The sequence below is a fragment of the Marinimicrobium sp. UBA4209 genome, from assembly GCF_002381585.1.
GTDB classification, from domain to species: domain Bacteria; phylum Pseudomonadota; class Gammaproteobacteria; order Pseudomonadales; family Cellvibrionaceae; genus Marinimicrobium; species Marinimicrobium koreense.
Genome location: NZ_DFTP01000021.1, coordinates 3534 through 25965 on the forward strand (window position 1 = coordinate 3534; position 22432 = coordinate 25965).

General features: G+C 57.7%; 19 protein-coding genes. 8 read left to right on the plus strand and 11 right to left on the minus strand.

The window, feature by feature from the left end; genetic code table 11:
• On the minus strand, positions 1 to 453 hold a 453-nt coding region (locus B3187_RS03570; RefSeq protein WP_286804605.1), incomplete at its 3' end, for a tryptophan 7-halogenase.
• Positions 454 to 602: 149 nt separating this feature from the next.
• Positions 603 to 3602, minus strand: a complete 3000-nt coding sequence (locus B3187_RS03575; protein ID WP_286804606.1) for a TonB-dependent receptor — start codon at positions 3600 to 3602, stop codon at positions 603 to 605.
• Positions 3603 to 4694: 1092 nt separating this feature from the next.
• On the opposite strand from B3187_RS03575, the gene B3187_RS03580 reads away from it, so the two are divergent.
• From B3187_RS03580 to B3187_RS03595, 4 genes are all read left to right on the plus strand, one after another.
• Positions 4695 to 6005: a CmpA/NrtA family ABC transporter substrate-binding protein gene (locus B3187_RS03580; protein ID WP_286804607.1), complete on the plus strand. Its 1311-nt coding sequence runs from the start codon at positions 4695 to 4697 to the stop codon at positions 6003 to 6005.
• Between the two features lie 60 nt (positions 6006 to 6065).
• The gene (locus tag B3187_RS03585) at positions 6066 to 7052 is read left to right on the plus strand and encodes an ABC transporter permease (RefSeq protein WP_286804608.1); all 987 of its coding nucleotides are present in this window, start codon (positions 6066 to 6068) and stop codon (positions 7050 to 7052) included.
• Between the two features lie 14 nt (positions 7053 to 7066).
• Complete coding sequence (locus B3187_RS03590; protein ID WP_286804609.1) at positions 7067 to 7918, plus strand: ABC transporter ATP-binding protein; 852 nt, start codon at positions 7067 to 7069, stop codon at positions 7916 to 7918.
• 69 nt (positions 7919 to 7987) lie between these two features.
• Positions 7988 to 9172 carry an alginate export family protein gene (locus tag B3187_RS03595; RefSeq protein WP_286804611.1) on the plus strand — a complete coding sequence of 395 codons (1185 nt, stop codon included), beginning with the start codon at positions 7988 to 7990 and terminating at the stop codon, positions 9170 to 9172.
• Between the two features lie 12 nt (positions 9173 to 9184).
• On the opposite strand, the gene B3187_RS03600 is transcribed toward B3187_RS03595, so the two are convergent.
• On the minus strand, positions 9185 to 9400 hold the full coding sequence (locus B3187_RS03600; RefSeq protein ID WP_265366328.1) for a hypothetical protein: 216 nt from the start codon (positions 9398 to 9400) through the stop codon (positions 9185 to 9187).
• A gap of 158 nt (positions 9401 to 9558) precedes the next feature.
• Here B3187_RS03600 and gmk point away from each other — a divergent pair, with 158 nt between their 5' ends.
• The 3 genes from gmk (at position 9559) to spoT (ending at position 12740) form a co-directional block, all read left to right on the plus strand.
• The gene (gene gmk, locus B3187_RS03605) at positions 9559 to 10176 is read left to right on the plus strand and encodes a guanylate kinase (protein ID WP_286804612.1); all 618 of its coding nucleotides are present in this window, start codon (positions 9559 to 9561) and stop codon (positions 10174 to 10176) included.
• A 122-nt stretch (positions 10177 to 10298) separates the two neighbouring features.
• Positions 10299 to 10574, plus strand: coding sequence for a DNA-directed RNA polymerase subunit omega (gene rpoZ, locus B3187_RS03610; RefSeq protein ID WP_024461656.1), 276 nt, complete (start codon positions 10299 to 10301; stop codon positions 10572 to 10574).
• 57 nt (positions 10575 to 10631) lie between these two features.
• The gene (gene spoT / locus B3187_RS03615; protein WP_286804613.1) at positions 10632 to 12740 is read left to right on the plus strand and encodes a bifunctional GTP diphosphokinase/guanosine-3',5'-bis pyrophosphate 3'-pyrophosphohydrolase; all 2109 of its coding nucleotides are present in this window, start codon (positions 10632 to 10634) and stop codon (positions 12738 to 12740) included.
• 53 nt (positions 12741 to 12793) lie between these two features.
• Here the strand turns inward: spoT and galK are convergent, their stop codons facing one another.
• The 3 genes from galK to B3187_RS03630 form a co-directional block, all read right to left on the minus strand.
• Positions 12794 to 13939 (minus strand): galactokinase, encoded by a 1146-nt coding sequence (galK, locus tag B3187_RS03620; RefSeq protein ID WP_286804614.1) that lies wholly within the window; start codon positions 13937 to 13939, stop codon positions 12794 to 12796.
• Positions 13936 to 14982, minus strand: coding sequence for a UDP-glucose--hexose-1-phosphate uridylyltransferase (locus tag B3187_RS03625; RefSeq protein ID WP_286804615.1), 1047 nt, complete (start codon positions 14980 to 14982; stop codon positions 13936 to 13938). The genes galK and B3187_RS03625 overlap by 4 nt, the downstream gene beginning before the upstream one ends.
• A gap of 311 nt (positions 14983 to 15293) precedes the next feature.
• On the minus strand, positions 15294 to 16478 hold the full coding sequence (locus B3187_RS03630) for an MFS transporter (protein WP_286804616.1): 1185 nt from the start codon (positions 16476 to 16478) through the stop codon (positions 15294 to 15296).
• 264 nt (positions 16479 to 16742) lie between these two features.
• Between B3187_RS03630 and B3187_RS03635 the strand changes: the two genes are divergently transcribed.
• The gene (locus B3187_RS03635; protein WP_123638667.1) at positions 16743 to 17126 is read left to right on the plus strand and encodes a RidA family protein; all 384 of its coding nucleotides are present in this window, start codon (positions 16743 to 16745) and stop codon (positions 17124 to 17126) included.
• Here B3187_RS03635 and B3187_RS03640 read toward each other — a convergent pair whose 3' ends face one another.
• The 5 genes from B3187_RS03640 to B3187_RS03660 all read right to left on the minus strand — a co-directional run bounded on the left by B3187_RS03640 (position 17127) and on the right by B3187_RS03660 (position 22416).
• Positions 17127 to 18020: a chemotaxis protein gene (locus tag B3187_RS03640; protein WP_286804617.1), complete on the minus strand. Its 894-nt coding sequence runs from the start codon at positions 18018 to 18020 to the stop codon at positions 17127 to 17129.
• An 82-nt stretch (positions 18021 to 18102) separates the two neighbouring features.
• Positions 18103 to 19095 (minus strand): alpha-L-glutamate ligase-like protein, encoded by a 993-nt coding sequence (locus tag B3187_RS03645; protein ID WP_286804618.1) that lies wholly within the window; start codon positions 19093 to 19095, stop codon positions 18103 to 18105.
• Positions 19092 to 20651 (minus strand): inactive transglutaminase family protein, encoded by a 1560-nt coding sequence (locus B3187_RS03650; RefSeq protein WP_286804619.1) that lies wholly within the window; start codon positions 20649 to 20651, stop codon positions 19092 to 19094. The genes B3187_RS03645 and B3187_RS03650 overlap by 4 nt, the downstream gene beginning before the upstream one ends.
• The gene (locus tag B3187_RS03655; protein ID WP_286804620.1) at positions 20648 to 21439 is read right to left on the minus strand and encodes an ATP-dependent zinc protease; all 792 of its coding nucleotides are present in this window, start codon (positions 21437 to 21439) and stop codon (positions 20648 to 20650) included. Before B3187_RS03655 ends, B3187_RS03650 begins: the two co-directional genes overlap by 4 nt.
• Before the next feature lie 101 nt (positions 21440 to 21540).
• A complete protein-coding gene (locus B3187_RS03660) occupies positions 21541 to 22416 on the minus strand; it encodes a lysophospholipid acyltransferase family protein (RefSeq protein ID WP_286804622.1) in 876 nt (291 codons plus the stop codon).
• Between the last annotated feature and the right edge of the window lie 16 nt (positions 22417 to 22432).

The following is a 22432-nucleotide window of genomic DNA, read 5'->3' on the forward strand; positions in this document are numbered from 1 at the left end:
GGCGTAGTTCAGGCTGCCGTTTGACGAGGTAGCGAACTTGCCCTCCCGAGCCGCCTCATGCTCCACGCAGTATTCCCCGAACTCTCCACCGAAACCCTGCTCCCGGGCACGCAGCCAGAAATGCTGAAAGTCAGCCATCCAGGTTTCCTTTCCGGTCTTTCCGAAAGAGTGGATATAGCGATCGCCGTCCCGTGCCCAATTCTCGAAGGCGATGCCCAATTTGAATGTGGCGCCTGTGGCTGCCATAAATTGCTGTTCATCTACACCAATCAGTCGGTGAAAGTTGCGCATGGGCGGAATACTGGCTTCACCGACACCGACGGTACCAATGTCTTCGGATTCGACAAGCACAATATTGAGCAAATCGCCAAGCTGCGACGACAATGCCGCCGCGCAGACCCAGCCAGCAGTGCCACCACCTGCAATTACCACTTTGCGTACGGGCTTGTTCACGATGCTCTCCTGTCAAACAAGTTCAATCTGCAGAAACCATATCACGGTTTTTCCAGAAACTCACCGGCAAAAAAAAGGCCGCTGCAAGCAGCGACCTTTTTTCTTACCAGGGACCACGCCAAGAGGCGGGTCCAGGCTTTCGCACGACCTTAGAAGGCGTAGCGAGCACCGATCTGGTAGCGAGCGCCCTGGTCTTGCAGATCCCAGAGCTGGTTCACAGAGCGACCATGTTGGCGAATATTTTCTTCGGTCAGGTTGATACCTTCGAAGAATACCGTCAGGTCGTCGGTCACATCGTACGCAACGTTCAGGTCAAGCTGAGAGTACTCCTCAACATAAACCGGGTTCCGCGAGTTACCACGGTTGGTTTCATTGAGGAACTTGTCACGCCAGTTGTACGCCAGACGCACGGTGAAACCGTAGTTCTCGTAAATACCTACGAGGTTGGCGGTGTCACTCAAACCTAGCAGCGCGAACTGTGACTCCGAAGGATCGCCCAGATCGTTGAACGCTACATCACCACGAACGATGGTGTAGTTGGCCTGGACACCGAAACCGGTATCGCCAAAGAAGTGCTGGGCAGCCAGTTCGCTACCGTACAGCTTAGCTTCGCGGTTGTTTACCGGTGTAGCGGTATTGAACACCATCAGCGGATCTTCCGCATTCGGAGTCAGATCGTAATCGGTCGCAACGTCTACAGCGAAGTCAGCGTCGTCACTGTAGTCAGCCGCCCCATTCGGGAAAGCATCAGGATTATCCAACACAGCGGTCATGACAAACAGTGACGTATCGTTAATGTCATAGCCACCATCGGACAACGCCTGAGCTGCCTCTTCGACTCGAGGACCATTGGTTACGTCACGCAGACCGAAGTGACTTTCCGGAATCTGCTCCGTACCGATGAAGTTGCTCACGCGCTTCTCGAAGAAGCCAGCTGACACATAGCTGGACTCATCGTAGTACCACTCAACCGACAGATCCAGGTTATCTGATTCCAAAGGCTTCAGTGACGGGTTGGTCGCGTTTGCAGTCGGAGTGGATCCCAAATAGGTGGAACCTACGTTTCCGAAGCCGCCCACGGATGCTGCCAACTGGCCGTAACCGGCGCGAGCAATGGTTTTGCTGTAAGAAAAGCGAGCTTTGACGTCATCTGTCAGCGCGATATCAAAATCCAGGCTGGGCAGAAGGTTGTCGTAATCAGACTTGACGGTAAACGCTTCCGTATTTTCACTGAAGACAGTCTGGAAGTCATTGTTGTCTTGCCAGACTCGAGCATCCGGAATCAAGGTGAATGACGTTGAGGTCACATCAGTGGTCTCGTAGCGGAAGCCGGTCACCAAGTTAGTTTCCATTCCGCCCAGCTCGCCCTGGATAGTTACTTGGGCGAACAATGCGTTGATATCTTCTTCAATCAGGTTGTTATTGGAGAAGTCCGGGTTATAAGCCACCGCATAGCCATTATCGGCAGTGCCGTATTCGCTAACAGCCCACTCCGCCAAGGCCACCGGATTGCCGCGGGCGCCGTTCTGGAAACCACCGCCAGTGGGGTAATCATCGAACTGTCCCAACAGGCTGAACTCTTGCAGCAAGCCATCAGGAATTTCACCCGGGTTGGCTACACCCCAATCACCCAGCGCCATGTAGCGATCCGAGTTCTGCTGTTCCATTTCTACCGTACGGCTTTCAACACCGAAGTCGAAACGGCCATCGTCAAACTCGAAAGCACCATTGAGCTGTACTTGAGTGACGTCAGTAGTCTGACCCGCGTACCAGACCCGAGCGACCTGGGAGCCGAAGTCATTCAAACTGAAGCCATTTTCAAATGTCGCCTGAGTCAGCGGCAGATCTCGATCCCAATCCGTTACCTGAGACGTCTGGGTCGGGTTGGCCACACTCACGTCGATAGAGCCAGCGTTACCCGGACCGTCCGGCAGACTCTCCATGGTCGAGTCATGAACGTCAAAGTTGAAGCTCAAGCGATCGTTGACCTGCCACTCAGCGTTAAAGCCAATAGAAGTAAGTTCGTCGCGCTGTTCACGCCACTGCTGCTCGTACCCGTTATCCTTGTTGGCCAAGGTTTCGGAGTAAATCGCTGGGGTAGCGACTGCAGAGTCATCGAATACCAGACGATCAACGGTGTTGCCATTGGCATACCAGAAGGTCTGCTCGCCACGATGCTCAGTAAGATAATTCTCAGCGTACACCAGATCACCGGTCAGGGTGAGGTTGTCCTGGGGCTGGAACTGCAGGGTCAACATGGCGTTGGTGCGTTCACGATGACGATCTGAAACGGAGTAACGAATATCGTTAGGGCGACCATACAATTGGCCATCTTCCGGCGCATTTTCAATCACCGCGTCATCGGTGAAGGAGTAGAGCTCATCCTCACCCCAACGACCAATGTTCCAGTCGTTAGAGGTTGCACCCGCAGCTCCGGAATCACGCTCCTGGAAGCTGGCTGCCAAACTTACACCAAAGGTGTCGGAGTCATCAGTCCAGCTGAAGATGCCGGACAGCTCGGGGGTCAGGTCATCACCCGTCAGAGTGGTGGTATCGTGAACGGCTTTAAAGCCCACGCTACCTTCGGTTCCGCGATCCAGAGGACGGGCGGTCTTGATGTTAATGGTACCGCCAATACCGCCGGTTGCGATGCTGGCGCGACCGGTTTTGTAAACTTCCAGTCCAGAAACGCTTTCTGACGCCAGGTTGGCAAAATCAAAGGCGCGCGTGCCACCACCGCGGGTACCGCTGGCGCCACTACCACCACCGAAGGTGCTGGCGGCAGGAAGCTGGCGACCATTCAGGGTCACCATGTTGTTGTCGCCGCCAAAGCCGCGGATGGTGACCGAAGAACCCTCGCCGTTACGGCGGTCAATGGACACACCGGTAATACGCTGCAGGGATTCAGCCAGGTTGGTGTCGGGGAACTTACCGATATCTTCGGCAGAAATAGCATCGACCACACCTGTGGCGTCACGCTTGATGTCCATCGCCTGCTGCAGTGATCCGCGGATACCGGTGACCACCACCTCTTCCAGCATGGGCTCGCCCTGCTGCGCGAATGCACCGCCGCTGAAGCCAGCCAGGGCCGACGAGGCCACGACTGAGGCGATCAGGCGCTTTTGAAAACTTTTACGATTGGGATTCATGGAACTCTCCTTACTGAGACCAGGTTATTATTGTCGGCACACAAGGTGCCGCAAATCATTTGCCAGCAATCCGTAAATAGCTGTTGTACGGTTTTTGGTTGATCACCACCGCTGAGCCAGGGGCAGAGTCCCTTACTGTTGTTGTCATTTCCTGCTTCGGCATCCAGACGCTCTCACTCTCCGAAAACCGATCACCGCAAACCCAATTCGGCGTCCGCTCACACGACACAGGCACCTAATTGCCAACCGGAATAAGTGCGCTAATTTTTATAACTTAGCAGGTCCGCTGACGCTTAGATTATCCTCTATGTGCCGCCTAAACCCACATTAGGGTTATAGTGACCATAAATATTAGTCTTCTAGACTATTACACTCCCGCCCATACCTTGTCAACAACCAATTGCTTAGACGAAACAATCAGTTATGAGGTCTTGATGAGGCCTTCTTCAGATTAGTTCCGCCATGACCAAAGCGCAAATATTTAAGCACTTATAAATAAGAGAGCGTACTTACATTTTATTGTACTACTATACTATTTTTTGTTGGGTTAAGCCTTTGCTCTGACTCATCGCATCAGGCCCCGCATCCCAGAGTCAACTGGCTAGTCCTGCTTGCCTCATTCTCGCGCACCCAAAACCCCGTCCACCGTACCAACTTGGCGCACTCTTTCTGTCGTCATGCCCGCGCTTGAGCCAAACACAGCTGGATTATCCTGACCCACGATGAAGCACCTCTCTGTTTTTCGGTCCACCGCTGTGCAAATCGGCCAACCCTCCCCTCATTTACGGGAAATTTCCTGGATCTGCTCAGTCGTCGTTTCGTTGGCACAGCTTTTGAATACACCAGCTCGTGCACCCGACATTCACTTGTCCCTTTAGTTTGCGATCGTGAGCCAAGCCATCTGATTGTTCCTGTCGAACAGTCAGCGACACATGACGATCAGTTCCGTCATCCGTGTTTTTCACTTTTCAGGAGTCAACAATGAACACCTTTCTTGACGCGCTTCGCTCTTTGCGTCGCTCATTGCGACGCCCTCTATCATCCTGCTTTTGTCAGATCTCAAAACGGTTGGGATTTGCATTGATTGCTTTAATGAGCCATTCCACATTGGCCGTTGGGCCACCCGAGAAAGCAGACCTGCGGTTTGGCTTCATCAAGCTGACCGACATGGCCCCTTTGGCCATTGCACTGGAAAAAGGCTACTTCGAGGATGAAGGCCTTTTCGTCGAGCTGGAAGCTCAGGCGAACTGGAAAGTGTTATTGGACGGGGTGATCGACGGGCAGTTGGACGGCGCTCACATGCTGGCCGGTCAACCACTGGCGGCCACCATTGGCTACGGCACCAAAGCCGATATCATCACCCCCTTTTCCATGGACCTGAACGGCAATGGCATTACCGTTTCCAACCAGGTTTGGGAGGCAATAAAACCTCACTTGCCAACCGGCGCAGATGGAAAAATACAACATCCGATCCATGCCGATGTCCTGAAGCCGGTCATTGAATCAATGGCCAAAAAAGGTGAAAGCTTCAAAATGGGAATGGTGTTTCCCGTTTCCACACACAACTATGAACTCCGCTACTGGCTCGCCGCCGGCGGTATACATCCGGGGTTCTACGCTCCCCACAAAGGAGACACCTCCGGCCAGAGGCAGGCCGACGCCTTCTTGAGTGTAACGCCACCACCCCAGATGCCTTCAACCCTTGAAGCAGGCACTATTCACGGCTATTGCGTGGGGGAACCCTGGAATCAACAGGCCGTTTTCAAAGGCATCGGTGTGCCCGTCATCACGGATTACGAAATCTGGAAAAACAATCCCGAAAAAGTGTTTGGGATAACCCGGGAGTTCTCCGAAAAGTACCCCAACACCACCATTCGCCTGACCAAGGCGCTGATTCGTGCGGCCAAATGGTTGGATGCAGACGATAACGCCAACCGGGAGGAAGCCTCGAAAATTCTCTCTCAGCCCTACTACGTCGGGGCCGACTATGAAGTGATTGCCAATTCCATGACCGGCACGTTCGAGTATGAAAAAGGCGATACCCGAGAGGCTCCGGATTTCAATGTATTTTTCCGCCACAACGCGACCTATCCTTATTACTCGGACGCCATCTGGTACCTCACGCAGATGCGCCGCTGGGGCCAGATCAGCGAATCCAAACCAGATGCGTGGTACTTCGACATAGCCCGAAAGGTCTATCGCCCGGACATTTATGCGCAGGCAGCCCAAGCGCTTATTGCAGAGGATTATGCGGTCGCCGACGAGTTCCCCGACTTTGCCAACGAGTCCGGCTTCAAGCCCCCGCAGGATGATTTCCTCGATGGCATTACTTACGACGGGACCAAGCCGACCAACTACATCGAATCACTGGAAATCGGTCTGAAACAGAACGACACCCTGTAGTCCCGCATTTAGATATGTTGGGCGCTGCAAATCGCCCAACCTTACCCGGAGGACGTCACCATGACTTCCACAACCTTTCAGAAACCCAGGTGGTTTCGCTGGCCCATCAGCGGCGACCGGTTGACGAACATCGTCAGCGCCATCACCTTGCCCTTGATTGGACTGGCTCTTTTCATTGGCGCCTGGCACATCGGCGCCCAGCAGGTAAACACCTCGCTGGGCACCTTTCCCGGGCCCGCTGCCGTCTTTGAGCAGTGGCAGAACCTGATCGATGAACACCAGTCGGAGAATCTTCGGGCGCAAGCGTTTTACGAACGACAGGAGAAGCGTCACGAGCGGCAATTGGACAAGAATCCAGATGCACAGCTCACCTTTCGGGACTATAACCGTCGTCCGACATTTTTCGATCAGATAGTTACCAGCCTGTTTACCGTGATGACCGGCTTTCTTCTGGCTACTGCGGTGGCTATTCCATTGGGGATAGTCATCGGCCTGAGTACTACCACCTACAGGGCAATCAATCCGATCATCCAGATATTCAAACCGGTATCCCCTTTGGCGTGGCTACCGCTGGTCACCATGGTGGTGAGCGCGGTTTACGTCAGCGATGACCCGATGTTTGAAAAGTCCTTTATCACCTCGGTGATTACCGTGGCGCTGTGCAGCATCTGGCCAACCCTGATCAACACCGCCGTGGGCACCGCCAGCATTAACAGCGACCTGCTCAACGTCAGTCGGGTGCTGAGCCTCAACTGGTTCACTCATGTAAAAACCATTGTACTGCCCTCGGCCATTCCCATGATGTTCACCGGACTTCGGCTGTCACTGGGTATTGCCTGGATGGTATTGATTGCTGCGGAAATGCTCGCCCAGAACCCGGGGCTGGGAAAATTTGTCTGGGACGAATTCCAGAACAGGTCCTCCAACTCCCTCGGACGCATTTGCGTCGCAGTATTGATGATCGGGTTCATTGGCTTTTTGCTGGACCGCTGTCTACTGCTGATTCAGAGCCGCGTCAACTGGGATAAAACAGCGATCTCTCGCTAACCAAGGAGTTTGATATGAGTCAAGTTCACCTCGAATTAACCCAGGTCGGGATCGATTTTCCCACTCCCAAAGGTCCGTTCAACGCACTCAGGGATGTAAACTTGAAAATCGGTCAGGGCGAGTTTGTTTCGCTGATCGGCCATTCCGGCTGCGGTAAATCCACCGTGCTCAATATAGTCGCCGGTCAGTATCAAGCCACCAGTGGCGGCGTGGTGCTCAATGGCAGGGAAGTGAACTCTCCGGGACCCGAGCGTGCAGTGGTGTTTCAGAATCACTCGCTGCTCCCATGGCTGACGGTTTACGACAATGTCGCACTCGCGGTCAAGCAGGTCTTCAAGGGTCAGAAGTCCAGGGCGGAAATGCGTGACTGGATCGAACACAACCTGGCACTGGTACAGATGACCCACGCCATGCACAAGCGCCCCGGTGAAATTTCCGGCGGCATGAAGCAACGGGTCGGCATTGCCAGGGCGCTGGCCATGGAGCCGCAGGTGTTACTGATGGATGAACCCTTCGGCGCGCTCGATGCACTGACCCGCGCACACCTTCAAGATTCGCTGATGGACATTCAGGCCACCCTGGGCAACACGGTCATCATGATCACCCACGATGTGGATGAGGCGGTTTTACTGTCCGACCGGATCGTGATGATGACCAACGGCCCATCAGCCACCATCGGAGAGGTTCTGCCCGTATCCCTGGAGCGCCCGCGGAACCGACTCGATCTGGTGGACAGCCCCGAGTACAACGAGTGCCGCAGTGCCGTGCTGCGTTTTCTGTACGAGAAGCAGAAGAAGATTGAATCCATTGGCGCCAAACGAAAGGCCAAAAAAAGTTGGGCACAAAAATTGAAAATTACCGGCTAGCTGCTCTATAGACAAAAACATCTTTTACCAAAAATCCATTACCCGATTACAGAACTGGAGAAACCTGCAATGCACAGAATGACTTATCCCCTGAGCGCCTCGCTCGCCCTATGCCTGAGCGCCCCGGCCGCTGTTGCTCAAAACGGTATTGTCGAAGCCCTGCAAAGCGGCGAGACCCAACTGCATCTGCGCACCCGTTTCGAAGATGTGGACCAGGACGACGTGGAAGGCGCCAGCGCCTTCACTCAAAAAACCCGCCTGACCTATGCCTCCGGACGCTATGAAGGCTTCAACCTGCTGCTGGAGATGGACGACACCACCGCGATCACCGATGTTGACTACAACGACGGCACCGGCATCAACCCGGGCACCGCCGTCATCGCCGACCCGGAAGGCACCGAGATCAACCAGTCCTACCTGGCCTATCAGGCCGGCGCCACCCAGGTGAAGTATGGCCGCCAACGCATTCTGCTGGACAATCAACGCTTTGTGCGTGGCGTCGGCTGGCGCCAGAACGAGCAGACCTACGACGGATTCTCGGTCAGCAGCAAAGCGGTGGATCAATTCGAGCTGTTCTACGCCTACGTGCACAACGTGAACCGCATTTTTGGTGAGAGTGTGGCCGGTGGCGATCACAAGCATCAGAGCCATCTGCTCAACGGCAAATACACCGGGCTTAATGCCGGCACGCTGGTGGCCTACGCCTATCTGCTGGACAACGAGACGGCGCCGGGGCTGGCCAGTGATACCCTGGGGCTGCGCTGGCAGGGCACCGTCAACGAGACCTTCAGCTACAACCTGGAGTACGCCGCCCAAAGTGAGGCGGGCGACAACCCGACCGACTATTCCGCAAGCTACCTGATGGCCGAAGGGCTGGCCAAGGTGGAGGGGTTCAATCTCAAACTGGGCTACGAGGTGCTGGGCTCGGATGACGGCGCCGCGGCGTTCGCCACACCCCTGGCCACGCTGCACGCCTTCCAGGGCTGGACGGACAAGTTTCTGGCAACGCCCGCCACCGGGGTAGAGGATATGTACTTCAGTGTGGGGCGACCGGTCGGGCCCGTGAACCTGACGCTGGTGTATCACGACCTGAGCGCCAATGAGGGGGATGCCGATTATGGCTCCGAGCTCGGGTTGGTAGCTGGCACCAAGGTGGGGCCGGTGGGCCTGACCCTGAAGTACGCGGACTACAGCGCCGATGAGTTCGCCACGGATACCCGCAAACTGTGGCTGATGGCGGCGACCACTTTCTAATCGGTCGGTTCGTCAGGCGTTATCTTCCGGGCCCAGTTCCTCATCAATCAGCCCGATCACGGTGCCCACACCGTTTTCGCGCAGCCGCTCCAGGAGCTGGGCCAGGTCGTCGACCCGCTGCGGGTCAAGCAGCCCCGCCTCGTCGGGCACCAGGCGGCCTTTGTCGATCATCCGCTGCACAAAGGCCTCGCTGGCATTCAACCGCTCGGCGGCGGCCGCTTTCGTCATACCTTGTGTCACATTCACCTCATTGGTCGATTCTCGCCGGTGTCCGGTCGATGAACCCCGGTTAAAGCTGTGTCATAATGCCGTTTTTTAGCGCCAAAGTCGCCCTGCATTGCCGGCGTTACCCACTCAACCCAGACCGACCCGAGAAGAGCAGCTTCATGAGCAGCAAAGGCATTCTCTACACCGTTTCCGCCCCCTCCGGTGCGGGCAAAACCAGCCTGGTCAACGCCCTGGTGAAATCCAGCCCGGAAGTCTGTGTCTCGGTGTCTCACACCACTCGCCCCATGCGCCCCGGCGAGCAGGATGGCGTAAACTACCACTTTGTGGACCACGCCCGCTTTGAGGCCATGCTCGCCGAGAATGCTTTTCTGGAGCACGCTCAGGTGTTCAGCAACCTCTACGGCACCTCCCGTCACTGGGTGGAAGATACCCTCAACCAGGGGCTGGACGTCATCCTGGAAATCGACTGGCAGGGCGCCCGGCAGGTTCGCGAGCAACTTCAGGACACCGTCAGCCTGTTCATTCTGCCCCCGTCGCTGGCGGCCCTGCGCCAGCGTCTGACCGGGCGCGGTCAGGATCAGCCGGAGGTCATTGAGGCCCGTATGAACGAGGCCATCAACGAAATCTCCCACTACCGGGACGCGGACTATCTGATCATCAACGATGACTTCACCACCGCACTGGCCCAGTTCCAGGCCCTGATCACCAGCCAACACCTTAGACGCGACCGGCAGGAGCAGGTTCACAAAGCCATGCTGGACGAGTTATTGGGCTGACGCACGGCGCGCAAATTGTGTACAATATCCGGTCCGATTCCCGAATTTCCCGGCGCCGGCGCCCGGACCACTTGAAGGTCCAGGATACCGACGCCATATCAATACTGTGAGTACGAGACACTATGGCACGTATTACCGTTGAAGATTGCTTGGATCACGTCGACAACCGTTTCGAACTGGTGATGGTCAGCGCCAAGCGCGCCCGCCAGCTCGCCGTGGGCGGAAAAGACCCGCACGTTCCGGAAGAGAACGACAAGCCCACCGTCATCGCGCTGCGCGAAATCGAGGAAGGCTTTGTCGATGCCAGCATTCTGCTGGAGGCTGACGAGCCGATTCGCCAGGAAGCGCCCAGCGCCGAACACATTCAGGAGACTGAGGCCCAGCCCGGCAACGAGTAAGCGCCTCGCCATTTAATACCCGGCCGGGTCCGCCCCGGCCTCGTTTGGAGTAAGGCCTTGCAGACGATCGAAGCCTTGAGTCACAGGCTTTCATCCTACCTCGAGTACAGCCAAATCAATTTGGTGAAGCGGGCCTACTTTTACGCGGAACAAGCCCACGACGGACAACGGCGCCGCAGCGGCGAAGCCTACATTACCCACCCCCTGGCCGTCGCCGACATCCTCGCCAGCATGCACATGGACCATCAGAGCCTGATGGCCGCCATGCTGCACGACGTCATCGAAGACACCGGCATCAGCAAAAAGGCCATCGCCAAGCAGTTTGGCGATACCGTGGCCGAACTGGTGGACGGGGTGAGCAAGCTGACCCAGATCGAGTTTGAATCCCACGCCGAAAAGCAGGCCGAGAACTTCCAGAAAATGGCTCTGGCCATGGCCAACGACCTGCGGGTCATTCTGGTCAAACTGGCCGACCGACTGCACAACATGCGCACCCTGGGCGCCATGCCGCCCCACAAGAAACGCCGTATCGCCAAAGAAACCCTGGAAATCTACGCCCCTATCGCCCACCGCCTGGGCATGAATGACATCCGCCTGGAGTTCGAAGACCGCGGCTTCTACGCCATGCACCCGCTGCGGGCCAGCCGATTGCAGGCGGCCCTGAAAACCGCCCGGGGCAACCGCAAAGAGCTCGTCGAGCAGATTCAGACCGCCATTGAAAAGCGGCTGGAGCGGGAAGGGCTGATCGCCATGGTGATTGGCCGGGAAAAGCATCTGTACAGCATCTACGAGAAGATGCGCCAGAAAAAAAAGTACTTCAAGGAAATCATGGATGTTTACGCCTTCCGCATCATCGTGGACAGCGTGGACACCTGTTATCGGGTCCTCGGCGTCATTCACAACCTGTACAAACCCATTGCCGGAGAGTTCAAGGACTATATCGCCATCCCCAAGGCCAATGGTTACCAGTCCCTGCACACCGTGCTGCTGGGCATGCATGGCGTCCCGATCGAAGTGCAAATTCGCACCAAGGAAATGGACGAAATGGCCAACAACGGCATCGCCGCCCATTTCCTGTACAAGAATAGCGGTGACGAGAGCATCAGCCACAGTCGCGCCCGCCAATGGGTTCAGGGCCTGCTGGAGATGCAGCGTCGGGCGGGCGACTCGCTGGAGTTCATCGAGAACGTCAAAATCGACCTGTTCCCCGACGAAGTCTACGTGTTCACCCCGAAAGGACGCATTGTCGAATTGCCCCACGGGGCCACGCCGATTGACTTCGCCTACGCGGTCCACACCGACATTGGCCACAACTGCGTCGCCTGCCGGATCAACGGCCGGCTCGCGCCCCTGTCTCAGCCGCTGCAGAGTGGCCAGAAGGTCAATATCATTACCTCCCAGGGCGCCCAGCCCAACCCCAATTGGCTCAATTTCGCCGTGTCCGGCAAGGCCCGCAGCGCCATTCGCCACTTCCTCAAGCACCAGCGCCACCACCAGTCGGTCGCCCTGGGCAAGCGACTGCTGAGCCGCTCCTTGGCGGATGTCGGCCTCAAGCTGGATCAATTGAGCGAAGAGCAGGAAAAGCAGTTGCTCACCGCCACCCAGATGAAGTCCATGGAGGACCTGCTCGAGGATATTGGCCTGGGCAACCGGGTCGCGCAGGCGGTAGCCAAACTGCTGCAGCCGGACGCCGACGTCAATCCCCCCAGCGGCAGCATCTACTCACCGCTGACCATCGACTCCGCCGAAGGCATGATGATCACCTTCGCCCGCTGTTGCCGCCCGATTCCGGGCGACCCGATCATCGGTCACATCAGCTCGGGCAAGGGCCTGGTGGTCCACCAGGACACCTGCCGCAACATAACCGAGCTGCGCCACAAACCGGAGAAAATCAGCTACGTCAATTGGGCGCCCACGGTCACCGGCGAGTTCCTGGTGGATGTGCGGGTGGAAGTGGAGTCCGAGCGGGGCATCATCGCCACCCTGGCCACCCGGGTGACCGAGCAGGGCGGCTCCATTGAGCACATCAAGGTGAACGAACGGGACGCCCACAACAGCGTCATCAACCTTTGCATCGGCGTGCACAACCGCATTCACCTGGCCAATATCATGCGCCGGGTGCGTAACCTGAGCTTTGTCCTTCGGATCAATCGGGCGAAGAACTGATTCATTGGCGCCAAAGGGTCGCCGCCGCCCGTTTGGGTATCAAGCCGGTCGGCTCACTCCAGAAAAGCGCCGTTCTCCGGTGTACAGACATAGGTTTGCGCCCGCAAGCCCGTGCGCTTGTGATACTCCTCGGCCACGGCGCGTCGCACATCTTCAATCAGGTTCGTCGGCACTAGCGCAACCGCGCATCCGCCAAACCCACCGCCGGTCATTCGAGCGCCCCCCTGCGCACCCAGCACCTGCTGAATAATTGAAACCAGCGTGTCGATTGGCGGCACGGTTATTTCAAAATCGTCCCGCATAGAGTCATGCGATTGCGCCATCAGCCGGCTCACGGCTCGGTAATCGGATTCAGCCAATGCCCGGGCCATTGCCAGGGTTCGCGTATTTTCTGACACCACATGGCGTGCCCGACGGAACACCACATCCGACATCGCTGATTGTGCCTGTAGCAGGCTCTCAATATCGACTTCTCTCAGGGAATTGACCCCCAACACGCCGACAGCCTGCTCACATTGCTGACGACGAAGGTTGTACTCGCTTCCCACCAGTCCGCGCTTGACGTTTGAGTCGACGATGACAATCTGGAATTCGGGGTCAATAGCACGATGCTCAAACTGCAGCGACTCACAGTCCAGAAGCAGAGCGCCCCCCTGCTTTCCCAGCGCGGAGGCCATCTGATCCATTACGCCGCAGGAACAGCCGACAAATTCATTCTCGGCCCATTGGCCGAGCAACGCCGCATCGACGCCAGAGAGAGGCAACTCATAAAGGCTGGCGATCGCTTTGAGCAAGGCAATCTCCAGGGAAGCGGAAGAGCTCAGCCCCGCGCCTTGTGGCACATTACCGGTGATGGTCAGCTCCAATCCGCCCACGGGGTGCCGGACCATTAACGCCTTGAGTACACCTCGCACATAGTTGCTCCAGGGTTGAACCGGATCCTGCGTGATATCGTCGAGAGAAAAATGACTGGCGTCCCCAGAATAATCCAACGCCAACACCGACACCTTCCGATCCGGGCGTTTGGCGGCGGCCACCCAGGTGCCAAAATTGATGGCTGCTGGAAAGACAAAACCGCCGTTATAGTCGGTATGCTCACCCAGCAAATTGACGCGCCCCGGGGCATAGGCCACCGTTTCGGGCCGGCGGCCAAAGGTGCGCTCGAAAGACTGTGTCAGTTTTTCCGTTTCGTCCATCATTCCACCTGCTGTTTGTAGTGAACACGGGGCAAAGCCCGCAAACGTTCTGCCGCCTGTTCGGGCGTGAGATCGCGCTGCGCTTCCGCCAACATTTCATATCCCACCATAAACTTTTTCACACTCGCCGAGCGCAACAAGGGCGGGAAGAAGTGAGCGTGCAACCGCCACTCGGGGTGACTCTCTCCGTCAAACGGGGCGCCGTGCCAACCCATGGAGTAGGGAAAAGACGTTTGAAACAGGTTATCGTACAGAGTGGTCAAGTGCTGGATAGCCTCCGCCAGTAACCGGAAGCGGTCCGTGCTGAGCTCCGATAAGCGCGCTATGGGAAAGCGCGGTAGCAGCAGGGTTTCATAGGGCCAGGCCGCCCAATAGGGAACCACTACCAACCAGTCCTGGTTCTGAAACACTACCCGGATTTGTTGTGCCGTTTCGCGCTCGACATAATCGTCCAACATGGTGCGGCCCCGCTCCTGGAAATACCGGGCAAACCGTTCCTGTTTTCGCGCCGCCAATGTGGGCAGCTGTTGCTGCGCCCATACTTGCCCATGAGGGTGAGGGTTGGAGCACCCCATCATCGCCCCCTTGTTCTCAAACACCTGCACCCAGCGGTACTGCTCACCCAGTTCCCGGGTCTGCTCACACCAGCAGGCCACAACACGCTCCAGTTCATCGATACCCAGCTCGGGCAAGGTCTTACTGTGATCGGGCGAAAAGCAGATAACCCGACTGCAGCCCTGTTCGGACGCCAGAGTAAACAGTGGATCCTGGTCCTGCGTGACCGGTGTATCCGGTGTGAGCGCCGCAAAGTCGTTGTCGAACACATAGGTCGCGGCATAATCGGGATTCGGCTCACCGTTTACTCGGTGATTACCGGGGCAGAGGTAACAGGTGGCATCGTACGCCGGTCGGCGATGGGTATCGGGATCCTCGGACTGCCCCTGCCAGGGGCGTTTGGCACGATGTGGAGATACCAACACCCAGTCACCGGTCATGGGGTTCAGGCGTCGGTGGGCATGCTCAGCCGGATCAAACCTGTCATTCATAGTGGGTCACTCATTACTCCTGAACCAAAGCGCATGGACGGCCGATACGGCGCCTGGGGATAAGCAATGAGAGTAACAGGCGCCGGAAGAATTACCATGAAGGTTATCGGGTTCCGACTCAGTTTTGAATGTCAGGATCTATCGCCGGAGCGATAAATGAGTGTCTTTTATGCCTATTTTTATATATATAACGAAATAATATTGCTCTGATGATCAAAAAAACACATCCAGCCACCAATAATATGATTTATATTAGTTTTTGATGGCCTTTTCATGATTTGCCAGGTTTGACCACTCCGCTCGCGGCCTTTTTAAGCCTGACGCCGCTCCATCCGCCAGGCCAATGCGAAAAACACCAGCCCCGCCACGGCCGTGGTGGCACCGACATAACCCGTCGAACTCCAACCCAAGCCCGCCGAAATCGCCAGGCCTCCCAGCATAGGGCCAATGGCATTCGCCGTATTGAAGGCCGCGTGGTGGGAGGCGGCAGCCAGGGTCTGGGCGCCCACCGCCACATCCATCAGGTGGGTCTGAAGGGGCGGTGATACCGCCGCCACCGTGCCCACCAGGAAGGTCATCATCAGAATGCTCCACAGCTCACCGGTGGCCGAAGGGAACACCAGATACACCGCCAGGCTCCAGAGCAACGCGCCGCCCACCGCCTTGAACTGGAATTTGTCGAACAACCAGCCGCCGAGAATATTGCCCAGAAAGCCGCCCGCGCCGAAGGTCGCCATGGCGATGGGAATCCAGCCTTTTTCCACCTCGGTGACGTACAGCAGGGTAGGGGCCAGATAGCTGAACACGCAGAAGACGCCGGCAAAGCCGGTGGCACCGATCATCAGGGCCAGCCATACCTGAGGGCGGTGAAACGCCTTGAGTTCGGCCACCGGGCGGTTACGGGGCTGGTTTCGGTCCAGGGGCAGGTAAATGACAATCAGGATCACCGTCAGAAACGACACCGCCGCGACCAGGACAAAAGCATAGCGCCAACTGATGGACTGACCCAGCCAGGTTGCCAGCGGGTTGCCGATCAACACCGCCAGGGTCAGCCCGATCATCACCCGGCTGACCGCCTTGCCCCGATCACTGGGCGGCGCCAGACTGGCCACCACCAGAGCGGCCACCCCGAAATAGGTACCGTGGGGCAGGCCGGCAATAAACCGGAATGCCAGCAGCGACTCATAGCTCGGCGCCAGGGCACTGGCGATATTGGCCAGGGTGTAAAAGCCCATCAGACCGATCAGCAAGTGCCGCCGGAACAGCCGCGCGCCAAACACCGCCAGCAGCGGTGCCCCCACTACCACACCCAGTGCGTAGCTGCTGATGACATGACCGACCTGAGGCTCGCTCACCCCCAGACCCTCGGCGATACCCGGCATCAGGCCCATGGTGGCGAACTCCCCGGTACCGATACCAAAACCGCCCACGGCCAGGGCGATTTCGATCAGCCACATCTGGGCTTTGGTCAGGGTCGGGCTGGTGGAAGTGGTCATGTGCGGTCCGTAACTGTGAACGACGCCACCGCCGGCATGCCGCCTACTGTGCTGCATACCGTCATTCGGAGCGTTGTTGTGATTGTCGTTTGTGGGGAAAGAGGCTTATGGTGGGCTGCACCACAAAGGCGCGCATTGTACCCCATTTCGGGTAGCTCGCGCAGGGCGTCTCGATGAGGGCGCCGCGCAATATCTGGCCCTGACGCCCGCCAATCACTATACTGAGTGGTTTTCCCACGCAGAGCATTACCGAAGGATTCTGTTATGACCAACCGCGCCGTGATCCACACCGATAAGGCCCCGGAGGCCATCGGCACTTACTCGCAAGCCGTCAAAGTCGACAATACCGTTTACCTGTCGGGCCAGATTCCGCTGAACCCGGAAACCATGGAGTTGGTGGACGGAGGCTTTGAAGCCCAGGCCGAGCAGGTCTTTAAAAACCTGGCCGCCGTGTGTGAAGCCGCCAATGGCAGCCTGAACCACATCGTCAAGCTGAACCTCTATCTGACCGATCTGGACAACTTTACCGTGGTCAACGAAGTCATGGCGCGCCACTTCCGCCAGCCGTTCCCCGCCCGTGCTGCGGTGGGTATCAACCAGTTACCCAAGGGCGCGCTGTTCGAAGCCGAAGGCGTCATGGTGCTTTAATCAGCCCTCGGTCAGTGTTTTGGCGCCGCGAAGCATAGCGTGGACCAGCTCCTCGGCGTCGAACTTGGTGAGCGCTTCATTGGCACCAACCTGATGGGCATAGCTCACACTCATTTCGCTGTTCAGTGAGGTGTGCAGAATGATGTAAGCGTGGCTCAGCGCCTTGTCGTCACGCACGCTGAAGGCCAGCTCGTAACCGTCGAGCCCCGGCATTTCGATATCACTCACCAGAATATCAATGGCGTTGTTGCCTTTGGCCGCCTGGCGCATTCGCTGCAGGGCTTTTTCGCCATTGGTCAGTACCTGGTAGGGAATATTCAGTCCGTCCAGCGCATCCTGGAGTTGCTTGCGGGCCACATGGGAGTCGTCCACCAGCAGGATATTCAGCGGCTTGAGCTGTTCACGCTGGACATCGGTCAGCACCGCCCGACGGCGGCCCGGCGGATCGGGGTAAACCTGGGCAAAAAGCAGTTCCAGGTCGATCAACTGAACCGCCTGATCCTCGTGCATATACAGGCCGGTGACAAAGGCCCTCTTGCCCAGCATCTGCGGGGGCGCCTTCACCTCTTTCCAGTTGGCATCCACAATCCGGTCGATACCGCGCACCAGAAAGCCAATGTCCTTGCGCTGGCAGTCGGTTATGATGATCGACCCCTGACGCATCTCCTCGTCGGACAAGGGTTTGTAGCCCACCGCCGCCGCCATATCGATGACCGGAATGGTTTTGCCCCGCACGGTGGTCGCGCCGAGAATCGCCGGGTGTTCCTGCAGAATGCGGTTGAAACGGGTATAGGGAATGATCTCACGCACCTTGAGCGTGCCCATCGCAAAGCTCTGAGTAGGCGTAAGCTTGAAAAGCAGCAGTTTCTGGGCGTGTTGCGCCTTACCGTTCATGGGCAGTCCCGGAGTCCGAAGTGAGTCTGGTGTCAGGGGGATACACTAGCGTATCGGCGGTTTGCGCGTAAACCGAAGGGAATCAGGCAATTTTCTGGGCTGGCCCGGCCGCCGGGTCCTCGGGAATCGCTTCGGCAAAGGCCTTCATCACATAATCCACACGGGCCTCCGGCGTCTTGTGCAGGCCGGCCTTCAGGGACTCAATATGGCGCAATCGGGGTAGCAGTCCCAAGCCGTTAGCCACCTGAATCGCCAGCCCCGGACGGGCATTGAGCTCCAGGAGCTGGGGTCCCCGGCTTTTATCGAGCACAATGTCGGTGCCGATGTATCCCAGACCGGTCATTCCATAGCAGCGCGAGGCGAGCACCAGCATTGAGCGCCAGTCCGGCACCTTGATTTCGTTCAGGGGCTTCTTGGTGTCCGGGTGCAAGGAGACGCCCAGACCGAACTGGACCGCCTTCAGGCAGCGTCCCGTGGCAATATCCAGCCCCACGCCCACGGCGCCCTGGTGGAGATTCGCCTTGCCATCGGAGGCATGGGTGGCCAGGCGCAGCATGGCCATCACCGGGTAGCCTTTGAAGACCACCACACGGATATCCGGCACGCCCTCGTAGGAATAGCCCTCAAAAATATCGTCGAACTCAATCAGGTCCTCGACGATCACCACATCGGGCTTGCCCCCCAGGGAGTACAGACCGGCGAGAGTGTTGGACATGTGCCGACGGATTTCTTCAATGTCAATTTCCGCTCCGGAGGCCTTTACAAACTTGCCCCCATTGCGGCCAGTAATCACCAGAATGCCTTTACCGCCGGAGCCTTTGGCGGGCTTCACCGCGAAGCCATCGAGTTCGTGAAGCTGTTTCTCGATGTGGCTGATCGCGTGCTGCTCCGACACCACAAAGCGCAGGGCCGGCGTTGCCAAACCAAACTCCTCAGTGAGCAGTTTGGTTTTCAGTTTGTCATCCACCAGCGGATAGCGCGAGCGGGTATTGTAGCGGCCAATGAACTCCCGGTTGCGGGCATTCATGCCGAGAATACCCAGCTTTTTCAGACGCCAGGGGCTGATCCACTTCATGGTTTGTCCGACCCCGCGGCGGCTTCCTGCTCCAGCGCCATGGCCCGGAACCGGCGCAATTCCGACAATTTATAGCCGGTGTATTGGCCCATCAGCATGATCAACGCCAGGATCACCAGGTTCAGCTCCGGAAAGTTGAAGCTCAGATGGTTGGCCAGGGGCAGTTGCATCAACAGATACGCCATCACCGCCACCAGCAGACTGCCCCCGCCCTGAATCACCACTTCGTGGGCACCTTCCTCCTCCCAGAGAATCGACATGCGCTCGATGGTCCAGGCGATGATGATCATCGGGAAAAAGGTGATGGTCATACCGGTACTGAATCCCAACTGATAGCCGAGCAGGCTCAGCATCGAAATCAGGAAGATCACCAGCACCACCAGCGTCGCGATCCGGGCCACCAGCAACAGGTTCAGGTGTGAGAGGTAGCTGCGCAGCATCAGCCCGAGCGACACTACCACCACAAAACTGATCAGGCCGGGCAGCAGTGAGGTTTGCAGAAACGCCAGGGAGATCAGTACCGGCATAAAGGTACCGGAGGTTTTGAGGCCCACAATAATGCGCATGAACACCACGACCAATGCACCCAGCGGCAACAGGAAAAGCATTTTGAACATGCTCTGCTCTTCAATGGGAAGCTGCTGAACCCCCAGCAGGGCGAAGGCACTGTCACTGAATTGCGCCACCGCCAGCTCTTCAGCGGGCACGGTCTGGCGGATCATGGAGAAGCTGACCCCGGAGTTTCGCCCCCCGGTGACGTCGAGCAGGGACGCTCCGCCGCGATGCCAGAGCACCAAGTTCTCCGGCACGCCCTGTTCACCGGTCTGAGGGTTGAACAGCACCCACTCCTCGCCATTGTAGGCTTCCACCATCGGGGTCAGTGTCTGGCGGCGACGGGCGTCTTCCAGAAACAGACCCATGACCTGGCGGGCGGGAATATCGGCCTGGTTCAGCAGCCGTTCCAGCAGCAGGGAACGACTGCCCACCTCTTCGATCAGCAACGACGCATTCTGATCGCCGGTCGGGTTGTTCAGTCGCTTGATCAGCTCGCGGGTCAGGCTCTCGGGGGTACTGGATGTCTCCAACGCCTGAGACAACAACTGATTGGCCGCTGTATCCTGCGGCTCTTCCCAGTACAGTGAGCGGGGCTTCGGCGCTTGTTGCTCATCATCGGGGCTTGGTTGCGGCCCTACTTCCGACACACCACCGATCAGTTGCGCTTTGTAATACAGCGTTTGAGGCCCCCTCGCTTCGCGTTTGGACCACTCCCCCCGGCGATCACCACCCTCTTCGATGATGGAGAAGCCGTACCCGGGGGACGTTGCGTGTTCGGTGTGCAGGCGGAAATCCGGCGGATTATCGGGCAAATCCAGGCTGACCAGCACCTCGCCCCCGGTGGCCTGAAAATCGACCCGGGCTTCCACCAACCAGACCGGCCGCTGCTCACCGGGCCAGAAGGGCAGCTCCATTTCCACATGCCGGGCCCAGGCGGTCGCCAACCCGGCCACCACCAGACTCACCACAATCAGGTAGAAGGGGACGCGGGATTGGGTCATTCGTCAGTGCTCTTGTCGACATCCGAAGGTTTGGGCGGTTTGGGTTCGGTAATATTATCCCGGGCGACGTCTACCAACATGACATCGCGCAGGACATTGCGGCCAATTAACAGGGGAAACTCCATATGGCTGCGATCTGACAGGGTGAATTCCGCCATCTGGGTCAAGGAGCCCATGGTGATGCGCATTTCCACCACCGGGCGTTTTTCAACATCTTCGCTGCTGGCCTGAATAATACGGACTTTGCGCGACCGGGGACGTTCCAGCTCCACCAGCTGGTCCAGGGCCGGGTCGTGAATTTTGAACCGCACCCACTCATCACCGTTGCGCTCAAAGATCTCAATCTCCCGGGCGTCCATGGAGGAGGTGGTCGCGCCCGTGTCGACCCGGGACTGCAAAACAATTCCCAGGTCCGTCAGCAGTACCCGCTCTTTGGCACCTACGACCTTTTTGTCCATGGCGTCACCGGGAACCGGCAGAGCCAGGCCCTGCGCACATTCGCTACCAGCGCCCCTGGACTCACGCCCGTCTCGTTCACTTTCAACCAGATCGCGCAGCGCTTGCTCATCCTGTTGCTGCAGCTCAATGCTCTGGCGCAGCAGCTCCAGCGCCTCGGCAATTTGCTGCTGTTGTTGCTCAAAAGTCAGATCGCGCTGCTGTTGTGCCAACAGGCACTGATTGGCGGCTTCCATATCCGCTTTTTTGACGAGAACGTGATGGGTGCTGCACGCCGAGAGGAGTGTCAATAACGGCAGCAAGGCCACCCATTTCAGGGGACGGTTGTTCATGTTTCCCTTCCGATTGATGATCATATTCATACAGTGTACCCCAGTGCGGGGGCTGGCGGCGTCAACGGCCTGCGTTACAAAGGTTAAGGCCTGGAAATTGTTCAATAGCGGGGCGCGTAGTCATCCGGTAGCCGGCGAAACCGCTTGTATTCCCATTGATATTGGGTCGGCGCTCTGAGCACACAGTCTTCCACGCTGCGGTTCAGGCCGGCGACTGACTCAGCCGCATCCTCCGCGTATATCCGTTCGTCTGCGGGCAGAACCACCATTTTGAAACCTTTTGGAACCCGCTGGGCGAACACACTCACGACCTTGCAGCCAGTGCGTTGAATCAGACCGTGCACCAGTGTCATGGTAAGCGCCGGTTGCCCGAAGAAGGGCGCCACTTCCGCACCATTGCCACGCTCGGGCACCTGGTCGGGCAGAATCGCGACAATCTCACCCCGCTTCAGCGCTTTAAGCAGTTGACTGACTCCTCGGCGATTGGTCGGCGCCATATCGATATTGTCTTTGCTGCGCCCTTTGAGAATCATCTCGTCCAGTGCCGGCTGACGAGGCGGCTGGTAGAGCGCCGTCAAACGGGCGTAGCTGGCCAGAAAGGGACCAACCGCTTCCCAGTTGCCTAAATGGGGCGCAAGAACCAGTACACCTTGCCCTTCGGTCAGGGCCGTCTTGAGCGCCTCGTCGTTTTCCACCTCGACAATATGCCGCTGCAGCCATTCCCAGGAGTGCAGCCAGACCGCCGCCGCCTCCGCGACGGTTTTGCCGGTCTCGGTGAGGCTCTGGCGCACCAGCCGCTCCCGGGCCCGATCTTTGATATGGGGCTGGCACAGTGCCAGGTTCTGCCGGGTAATACGGGCAGAGCGGCCACTGCTGAGCCACATCAGCCAGCCGGCAAAGCCGCCGAACACTCGCCCCACAGACAACGGCAGGCGCCCGAGGAGCTTCAACATCCATACGGCGAACCGTTCTTTCATGCCTAAACCACCGTTA